This window comes from Rathayibacter sp. AY1F4 (genome assembly GCF_002931775.1).
In the GTDB taxonomy this organism is placed as follows: domain Bacteria; phylum Actinomycetota; class Actinomycetes; order Actinomycetales; family Microbacteriaceae; genus Rathayibacter.
In genome coordinates, this window is the sequence record NZ_PSVE01000035.1 from 12227 (window position 1) to 20750 (window position 8524).

Below are 8524 nucleotides of genomic sequence, written 5' to 3' on the forward strand. Positions count from 1 at the left end.
GGTGGAGCGGGGCGCGTTCGCCGCGGGTGAATCGCTTGGCACGCGATTCCCACGACGGCTCGTGGGTTGGGCCGCTCCCTGCGCGGCTCCTCGCGGTCGGCTTGGGGAGGTGGTTGCGATGGGTGGAGCGGGGTGCGTTCGCCGCGCGTGAATCGCTTGGCACGCGGCGGTGTTCGTTGCGGGGCCGCTCCCTGCGCGGCCCCTCGCGGTCGGCTTGTCGAGGTGGTCGCGCTGGGAGGAGCGGGTCGCGTTCGCCGCGCGTGAATCGCTTGGCACGCGATTCCCGCCGACGGCGGTGCTTGTTGCGGGGCCGCTCCTTGCGCGGCCCCTCGCGGTCGGCTTCGCGAGGTGGTTGCACGGGTGGAGCGGGTCGCGTTCGCCGCGCGAAAATCGCTTGGCACGCGATTCACGCTGACGGCTCGTGGGTGGCGGCGAACCTGCGCCGATCGTGCGGTGAAGGGGCTCGAGGTCGGTGGCTGCGCGGTGCGTGCGGCGGCGAACAGCGACCGGGGGCGCGGTCAGATCTTGCGGAGGAGGACCGAGGAGACGGTGTGGTCGGCCTGCTTGCGGAGGACCAGGCTCGCGCGGGAGCGGGTGGGGCGAACGTTCTGCAGCAGGTTCGGCTCGTTGATCGCGGCCCAGATGCTCCGCGCGCGCTCGCGGGCCTCATCCGGGCTGAGCGCCGCGTAGCGGTGGAAGTAGGAGTTCGGATTCGCGAACGCGCCCTGCTGCAGGGTGAGGAAGCGCTCCTCGTACCAGCGCGCTATGTCGCTGGTCCGGGCGTCGACGTAGACGGTGAAGTCGAACAGGTCGCTCACTGCCAGGCCGTGACCGGGCACCGGCGGCTGCAGCACGTTCAGGCCCTCGACGATCAGCACGTCCGGCCGCCGCACGACGATCTCAGCATCGGGGACGATGTCGTAGGAGAGGTGCGAGTAGAACGGCGCGCGCACCTCCGCGGCCCCGCCCTTCACCTCCGAGACGAAGCGGAGCAGCGCCCGGCGGTCGTACGACTCCGGGAAGCCCTTGCGGCTCATCAGACCGCGGCGCTCCAGCTCGCGGTTGGGCAGAAGGAAGCCGTCGGTGGTCACCAGCTCGACGCGGGGCGTGTCCTCCCAGCGGGCGAGCAGCTCCCGCAGCAGGCGCGCGATCGTCGACTTGCCCACCGCGACCGACCCCGCGACGCCGATCACGAACGGTGTCGGCTGCGCGCGCTCCCCGAGGAACGTGCTCGTCGCGCGGTGCAGGTGCCGCGCGCCACCGGCGTACAGGCTCAGCAGGCGCGAGAGCGGCAGGTAGACCTCCGCGACCTCGGTGAGGCTCAGCCGGTCGCCCAGCCCCCGCAGCTGCACGACCTCGGTCTCCGACAGCGGCAGCTCCGTGGTGCGGGCGAGCTCGGCCCAGTCGGAGCGGACGATCTCGACGAAGGGGGAGGGGTGCGCGTCGCGCGCGGGATCGCGAGGAGACGACGGCATGGGGACCGATCCTAGCGTCCGCCCCGCCGGGTGCCCGACGCCGCGGGAGGCGCCTCCGCGCCGCTTAGAATCGAGCGCATGTGTGGAATCGTTGGATACGTCGGTGAGCGCGACAGCCTGGCCGTGCTGCTCGGGGGCCTGAAGCGTCTGGAGTACCGCGGCTACGACTCGGCCGGCGTGGCCGTGATCGACGCCGACGGGCAGCTCGACAGCCGCAAGCGCTCGGGCAAGCTCAGCGTCCTGGTCGACGACCTCGAGGCGCACCCGCTGGCCGAGGGCACCACGGGCATCGGCCACACCCGCTGGGCGACGCACGGCGGCCCGACCGACCGCAACGCCCACCCCCACCTCGCGGACGAGGGCAGGCTCGCCGTCATCCACAACGGCATCATCGAGAACTTCCAGCCGCTCAAGGAGCAGCTGCTCGCCGAGGGCGCCGTCTTCGAGAGCGAGACCGACACCGAGGTCGCCGCGCACCTGATCGCCCGCGAGTACCGCCGCACCGGCGACCTCGTGCTCGCCTTCCAGGCCGTCGTCGCGCACCTCGAGGGCGCGTTCACCCTGCTCGCCCTGCACCAGGACCAGCCCGGCGTGGTCGTCGGCGCGCGCCGCAACTCGCCGCTCGTGATCGGCCTGGGCGACGGGGAGAACTTCCTCGGCTCCGACGTCGCGGCGTTCGTCGAGTTCACCCGCCGCGCGGTCGCCATCGGCCAGGACCAGATCGTCACGATCACGCCGGAGCTCGTCACGGTGACCGACTTCTTCGGCAACCCCGTCGAGACCGAGCCGTTCGAGATCGCCTGGGACGCGTCGGCGTCCGAGAAGGGCGGCTGGTCGAGCTTCATGGCGAAGGAGATCACCGAGGGCCCCGAGGCCGTCGCGAACACCCTCCGCGGCCGCATCCACGAGGGCGCGATCACGCTGCCCGAGCTCGACGCGCTCGGTCCGGTGCTGACGGAGATCGACCGCATCACGATCATCGCCTGCGGCACGGCCGCCTACTCGGGCATGGTCGCCAAGTACGCGATCGAGAAATGGGCGCGCGTCCCCGTCGAGGTCGAGCTCAGCCACGAGTTCCGCTACCGCGACCCGGTGCTCACCCCGCGCACCCTCGTCGTCTCGATCAGCCAGTCCGGTGAGACGATGGACACGCTGATGGCGGTCAAGTACGCCCGCGAGCACGGCGCCAAGACGCTCTCGGTCTGCAACACCCAGGGCGCGACGATCCCACGCGAGTCGGACGCCGTGCTCTACACGCACGCGGGCCCGGAGGTGGCGGTCGCCTCGACCAAGGCCTTCGTCGCCCAGATCGCGGCGCTCTACCTCTTCGGGCTGCACCTGGCCGCGGTGCGCGGTGCCGCCTCCACCGAGCTCGTCGCCTCGCAGGCGGCTCAGCTCGCCGCGATCCCGGAGAAGCTCTCCCGCGTGCTCGACGCCTCCGACGACATCGCCCAGCTGGCCGGCTGGATGGCCGACACCCGTGCGGTGCTGTTCCTCGGCCGCCACGTCGGCTACCCGGTGGCGCTCGAGGGCGCGCTGAAGCTCAAGGAGCTCGCCTACATCCACGCCGAGGGCTTCGCGGCGGGCGAGCTCAAGCACGGCCCGATCGCACTGATCGAGCCTGGCCAGGTCGTGTTCGTGATCGTGCCGAGCCCGAGCGAGTCGTACGAGCTGCAGCGCAAGGTGATCTCGAACATCCAGGAGATCAAGGCCCGCGGCGCCCGCGTCATCGCGATCGCGGAGCAGGGCGATACGGCCGCGATCCAGATCGCCGACGAGGTCGTGCCGATCCCGCTCGCCGACCCGCTGTTCGAGCCGCTGCTCGCCGTCACCCCGCTGCAGATGTTCGCGATGGAGCTCGCCGCCGCCAAGGGCCTCGACGTCGACCAGCCGCGCAATCTCGCCAAGTCGGTCACGGTCGAGTGATCGAGCCGTGATCGTGGGGATCGGGGTGGACGTCGTGGACCTCGCGCGCTTCGAGCGCTCGCTGTCGCGCACGCCCCGGCTCCGCGACCGGCTGTTCGCCGAGAGCGAACGCTCGCTCCCGGTCGCCTCGCTGGCGGGCCGCTTCGCCGCCAAGGAGGCGCTGATCAAGGCGCTCGGCGACTCCGTGGGCGCCGGCTGGCACGACATGGTCGTCGAGCGGGACGAGCACGGGAATCCGTCCTTCGCGCTGCACGGCCCGGCCCGGGCGGCCGCGGAGGCGCGGGGGATCACGCGCGTGCACCTCTCGATGACGCACGACGCGGGCGTGGCCTGCGCGTTCGTGGTGGCCGAGTCGTGAGCGTCCCCGCGTCGTACCGCGAGGCGGTGATCGACGTCGACGCGATGGCGGCGAACGCTGGGCGTCTGCGCGAGCTCACCGGTGCCCGACGGCTGATGGCCGTCGTGAAGGCCAACGGCTACGGGCACGGCGCCCTGGCCGCGGCGCAGGCGGCGCTCGACGGCGGCGCGGACGCCCTCGGCACCGCGGAGCTGCGGGAGGCCGTGGCCCTGCGCGAGGCCGGCGTCGTCGCTCCGATCCTCTGCTGGCTGCACGACCCCGGCGAGGACTTCGACGCGGCGCTCGAGCACTCGATCGACGTCGCCGTCTCCTCCGTCGACCAGCTCGACACGCTCGCGCAGTCGGCGGAGGACCGCGGTGTGCGCGCCGCCGTGCAGCTCAAGGTCGACACGGGCCTCAGCCGCAACGGCGCCGCGGAGGAGGAGTGGCCGCACCTGGCGGAGGCGCTCGCCCGTCACAGCGATCGCGGCACCGTCCACCTCACCGGGCTGTTCTCGCACCTGTCCAACACCTCGCGCGAGGACGACCTCGCCCAGCTCGCGCTCCTCCGCCGCGCCGAGGCCGTGCTGGCCGCGCACGGGGTGCAGGCGCCGGTCCTGCACCTCGCGGCGACGGCGGCGGCGCTGCGCCTCCCTGAGGCCCGCCTCGACATGGTGCGCAGCGGCATCGCCCTCTACGGGCTCTCGCCGTTCGAGGACAGGACCTCGCTCCAGCTCGGGCTCGTCCCGGCGATGACGCTGCAGGGCCGCGTCGCCGGTGTCCGCCGGGTGCCCCACGGGACCGGTGTGAGCTACGACTACACCTGGCGGGCCGAGGGCGGGACGACCCTCGCGCTCGTGCCGTTCGGCTACGCGGACGGCATCCCGCGGAGCGCCTCCGGCGTCGCGGAGGTCTCGATCGGCGGCCGCCGCCACCGGATCGCCGGGAGGGTCGCGATGGACCAGTTCGTCGTCGACGTGGGGGATGCGAGCGTCGCGACGGGCGACCCGGTGACGCTCTGGGGCGACCCGACGACCGGCGTCCCCTCGGTCGACGAGTGGGCGCGGTGGTGCGGCACCATCAACTACGAGCTGGTCACCCGGCTCGGGCCGCGGGTCCAGCGGCGGCTGCTGAGCGCGGCGGACGGCCGTGCCTGAGCGCTCCTGGTTCGCGGACCGCGTCGTCGAGGTCGCCGATCCGGAGGCCATGGCGGAGCTCGGCCGCGAGCTCGGCCGAGTGCTGCGCGCCGGCGACCTGCTGGTGCTGACGGGGCCGCTCGGCGCGGGCAAGACGACCTTCACGCGCGGGCTCGGCGAGGGCCTCGACGTGCGGGGTCCCGTGACGAGCCCCACCTTCGTGATCGCGCGGACGCATCCGCCGCTGCACGACGGGCCGCCGCTCGTGCACGTCGACGCCTACCGCGTGGGCTCGCCGGTCGAGCTCGACGACCTCGACCTCGATCCGGCGCGCTCGGTGGTCGTCGTGGAGTGGGGGGCCGGGATGCTGGACGGCGTCGCGGAGTCCTGGCTCGACGTGGTCATCGAGCGGCCGACCGCCGGCTCCGACGCCGAGGAGGGCGAGGAGCCGATCGAGCCGCGGACCGTCCGCTTCCGCGGCACCGGCTGGAGCTGAGCCCGCGGGTACCCTGGACGCGTGCTCCTCGCGATCGACACCTCCTCCGGAACCTCCGTCGCCGTCGTCGACTCCGCGGGCGCCGTGCGCTCGGAGCGCACCGAGACCGACACCATGCGCCACGCGGAGGTGGTCGGACGGCTGATCCAGGAGGCGCTCGAGGCGGCCGACGTCGCTCCCGGGGGCATCGAGGCGGTCGCCGTGGGCATGGGCCCCGGCCCCTTCACCGGCCTCCGGGTCGGGATCGCCGCCGCCCGGGCCTTCGCGCTCGGCCGCGGCGTCCCCACCCTCCCCGTGGTCTCGCACGACGCGATCGCGCTCGCCGCGCTGCGGCACGGGCGCGCCGCGGGCTTCCTCGTCGTCACCGACGCCCGCCGCCGCGAGCTGTACTGGAGCGCCTACGACGGGCTCGACGACCAGGGACTCCCCGTCCGCCTCGCCGGCCCGGGCCTGGACAAGCCGCCGGCCCTCCCGCATCCGGAGCTCCCGCGCCTGGAGGCCGAGTCGGTCTCCGCCGGCGAGCTCGGAGTCGTGGCCGCCCGCCTGCGCGCGGCCGGCCGGCCCGGTGCCGCGGACGAGCCCCTCTACCTCCGCTCGCCCGACGTCACGCTGTCGGCCGGCCCCAAGCGGGTGACCGCATGAGCGAGGCCGTGCTCCGCGACGCGCAGGCGGTCGACCTCGACGCCGTCATGGCGATCGAGGAGTCCGAGTTCGCCGGCGACGCCTGGTCGCGCGGGATGATGGCAGAGGAGATCCGGAGCCGTCACACCCGGTACCTGGTCGCCGAGCAGGACGGCGAGGTGGTCGGCTACGCCGGGCTCCTCTGCCCCGTCGGCGCTCACGAGGGCGACGTTCAGACGATCGCGGTCGTCGCCCGTGTCCGCCGCACCGGCCTCGGCCGCCGACTGCTGCGCGCGCTCCTCGAGGCGGCCCGCGAGCGAGGAGCCCGCGAGGTCTTCCTCGAGGTCCGCGCCGACAACCCCGCCGCGCAGACCCTCTACCGCTCGGAGGGCTTCGAGGAGATCGGCGTCCGCCCCGCCTACTACCAGCCCGACGGAGTGGACGCGATCGTGATGCGCCTGCCGCCGACCCCGACCCAGGAGATCCCGTGAGCACCGGACCCCTCGTCCTCGGCATCGAGACCAGCTGCGACGAGACGGGGATCGGCATCGTCCGCGGCACGACGCTGCTCTCGAACACCATCGCCTCCTCGATGGAGGAGCACGCCCGCTACGGCGGCGTCGTGCCCGAGGTGGCCGCCCGGGCGCACCTGGAGGCGCTCGAGCCCGCCCTGCACGCGGCGCTCTCCGAGGCCGGTGTCGCGCTCGGCGACCTGGACGCGATCGCGGTCACCAGCGGACCGGGGCTCTCGGGCGCCCTCATGGTCGGCGTCGGAGCGGCGAAGGCGCTCGCCGTCTCGCTCGGCCTGCCGCTCTACGCCGTGAACCACCTCGTCGGACATGTGGGAGCCGACGTCCTCCGGGCCGACGGCAGCGAGGGCAGCCCCGTCGAGGTGCCGACGATCGCGCTGCTGGTCTCGGGCGGGCACACCTCGCTCCTGCACGTGCGCGATCTGGTGTCGGACGTCGAGCTGCTCGGCGAGACCATCGACGACGCCGCCGGCGAGGCCTTCGACAAGGTGGCGCGCGTCCTGGGCCTGCCCTATCCGGGCGGACCGCAGATCGACCGGGTGGCGGCGGACGGGGACCCGAAGGCGATCCGCTTCCCCCGCGGGCTCAGCCTGCCGAAGGACCTCGAGCGCCACCGCTACGACTTCTCGTTCTCGGGGCTGAAGACCGCGGTCGCCCGCTGGGTCGAGAAGCGCCAGGACGCGGGGGAGGAGGTGCCCGTGGCCGACGTCGCGGCGAGCTTCCGCGAGGCGGTCGCCGACGTCCTGCTCACGAAGGCGCTCGCCGCCTGCCGCGACCGGGGCGTGCCGCGCCTCCTGCTCGGCGGCGGCGTGGTCGCCAACGCCCGGGTGCGCGCGCTGGCGGAGGAGCGGTGCGCGGCCGCGGGAGTGACCCTGCGGATCCCGGCGCTCTCGCTCTGCACCGACAACGGCGCGATGATCGCCGCACTGGCGGCGCAGCTGATCGAGGCGGGGCATCCGCCGTCGGGGCTCGGATTCGGGGCCGACTCGACCCTCCCGGTCACCGAGATCCAGGTCCGCTGAGGCCTCTACCGGGCGGTGGCCGGGGCGCGCAAGCGCCGTCCAGCTTTTTGACAGGCGGATCGTGCCACTGCCACTCTTGGCCGCATCCGCTCGTTCCTGACCCTGGGGGATTCCATGACCACTCCGTACACGCCCGCGTCCGACCGCTACAACATCCTGGCGATCATCGGCTTCATCGCCTCGTTCTTCGTCTCCATCGTGGGCATCGTGCTGGGCTTCATCGCCCTGTCGCAGATCAAGCGCACGGGGGAGAAGGGCCGCGGCCTCGCCCTCGCCGCCGTCATCATCGGCTTCGTCGCGATCATCATCACCATCATCTCGTTCGTCGCGCTCTTCTCGATCGCGGCGACCATGCCCTCGACCGGGTACTGATCGACACGCCTCCGAGGCTCGGGGGCGCCCGCACCACCAGGAGGACACCGTGACCGACGACACCGCGCCCGGACCGCAGACCGGACCGGCGCCCGCGCCGTTCGCCCCTCCGCTCGGCGAGCCGTCGGCGGCCTACCCGCCGCCGACGGCCGCCGCCGATCCCTACCCCGGTCTCCCGCCCCGCCGCCCGCCGATGAACCCGCTCGCGGTCGCGGCTCTGGTGTGCGGACTGCTGGGGCTGGCGCCCGCCGCCATCGTCCTCGGCCACATCGGCTTCGCCCAGGCCCGACGCTCCGGACAGCGCGGCCGCGGTCTCGCGGTCGCCGGCTTCGTGCTGGGCTACCTCGCGATCGTCCTCGCGGTGATCGCCTACCTCGCCTGGACGGCCTTCGTCGGCGACCTGCGCGACGGCGGGTACCTGCCCGCGTGAGCGGACGGAACCCCTCCGCCGCCGCCCGGGTGCTGGCTAGACTCGCGCCATGAGCGACGACAGCACCCGTCCCGGCCCCGGCTCCGACGAGCAGCACGGCTCCGTCCCGGTCCCGCCGGCCCCGCCCGCTCCGCCTTCGCGCGCAGCGCGTCCGTCCGCCCCGCTCGCCGACACCGCGC

The 8524-nt window shown here is 73.6% G+C and carries 10 protein-coding genes; 9 read left to right on the forward strand and 1 reads right to left on the reverse strand.

The genetic code is table 11. The features are described from left to right. Positions 1 to 518 precede the first annotated feature (518 nt). Positions 519 to 1475 (reverse strand): type I pantothenate kinase, encoded by a 957-nt coding sequence (coaA, locus tag C5C59_RS16235; RefSeq protein ID WP_104234153.1) that lies wholly within the window; start codon positions 1473 to 1475, stop codon positions 519 to 521. Between the two features lie 78 nt (positions 1476 to 1553). On the opposite strand from coaA, the gene glmS reads away from it, so the two are divergent. The 9 genes from glmS (at position 1554) to C5C59_RS16280 (ending at position 8345) form a co-directional block, all read left to right on the forward strand. Continuing rightward, the gene (gene glmS / locus C5C59_RS16240; protein ID WP_104227413.1) at positions 1554 to 3401 is read left to right on the forward strand and encodes a glutamine--fructose-6-phosphate transaminase (isomerizing); all 1848 of its coding nucleotides are present in this window, start codon (positions 1554 to 1556) and stop codon (positions 3399 to 3401) included. Positions 3402 to 3408: 7 nt separating this feature from the next. Further along, on the forward strand, positions 3409 to 3759 hold the full coding sequence (locus tag C5C59_RS16245) for a holo-ACP synthase (RefSeq protein ID WP_104238773.1): 351 nt from the start codon (positions 3409 to 3411) through the stop codon (positions 3757 to 3759). Beyond that, positions 3756 to 4895 (forward strand): alanine racemase, encoded by a 1140-nt coding sequence (gene alr, locus C5C59_RS16250; RefSeq protein WP_104238774.1) that lies wholly within the window; start codon positions 3756 to 3758, stop codon positions 4893 to 4895. The genes C5C59_RS16245 and alr overlap by 4 nt, the downstream gene beginning before the upstream one ends. A gap of 49 nt (positions 4896 to 4944) precedes the next feature. Continuing rightward, positions 4945 to 5370: a tRNA (adenosine(37)-N6)-threonylcarbamoyltransferase complex ATPase subunit type 1 TsaE gene (gene tsaE, locus C5C59_RS16255; RefSeq protein ID WP_104225016.1), complete on the forward strand. Its 426-nt coding sequence runs from the start codon at positions 4945 to 4947 to the stop codon at positions 5368 to 5370. A 21-nt stretch (positions 5371 to 5391) separates the two neighbouring features. Then, complete coding sequence (tsaB, locus tag C5C59_RS16260) at positions 5392 to 6012, forward strand: tRNA (adenosine(37)-N6)-threonylcarbamoyltransferase complex dimerization subunit type 1 TsaB (RefSeq protein WP_104225011.1); 621 nt, start codon at positions 5392 to 5394, stop codon at positions 6010 to 6012. Continuing rightward, positions 6009 to 6482: a ribosomal protein S18-alanine N-acetyltransferase gene (gene rimI / locus C5C59_RS16265; RefSeq protein WP_104239707.1), complete on the forward strand. Its 474-nt coding sequence runs from the start codon at positions 6009 to 6011 to the stop codon at positions 6480 to 6482. The genes tsaB and rimI overlap by 4 nt, the downstream gene beginning before the upstream one ends. Further along, the gene (gene tsaD / locus C5C59_RS16270; protein WP_104225013.1) at positions 6479 to 7543 is read left to right on the forward strand and encodes a tRNA (adenosine(37)-N6)-threonylcarbamoyltransferase complex transferase subunit TsaD; all 1065 of its coding nucleotides are present in this window, start codon (positions 6479 to 6481) and stop codon (positions 7541 to 7543) included. Before rimI ends, tsaD begins: the two co-directional genes overlap by 4 nt. Positions 7544 to 7657: 114 nt before the next feature. Continuing rightward, entirely contained in the window at positions 7658 to 7915 is a 258-nt protein-coding gene (locus tag C5C59_RS16275; protein ID WP_104225014.1) for a DUF4190 domain-containing protein, read from the forward strand. Between the two features lie 49 nt (positions 7916 to 7964). Then, positions 7965 to 8345, forward strand: coding sequence for a DUF4190 domain-containing protein (locus tag C5C59_RS16280; protein ID WP_104234159.1), 381 nt, complete (start codon positions 7965 to 7967; stop codon positions 8343 to 8345). The last annotated feature ends 179 nt before the right edge of the window (positions 8346 to 8524 follow it).

Bases quoted from the DNA above. Each gene is read 5' to 3' on its own strand.
- coaA (WP_104234153.1), bottom strand. From the start codon at position 1,475: ATGCCGTCGTCTCCTCGCGATCCCGCGCGCGACGCGCACCCCTCCCCC.
- glmS (WP_104227413.1), top strand. From the start codon at position 1,554: ATGTGTGGAATCGTTGGATACGTCGGTGAGCGCGACAGCCTGGCCGTG.
- tsaE (WP_104225016.1), top strand. From the start codon at position 4,945: ATGGCGGAGCTCGGCCGCGAGCTCGGCCGAGTGCTGCGCGCCGGCGAC.
- rimI (WP_104239707.1), top strand. From the start codon at position 6,009: ATGAGCGAGGCCGTGCTCCGCGACGCGCAGGCGGTCGACCTCGACGCC.
- C5C59_RS16275 (WP_104225014.1), top strand. From the start codon at position 7,658: ATGACCACTCCGTACACGCCCGCGTCCGACCGCTACAACATCCTGGCG.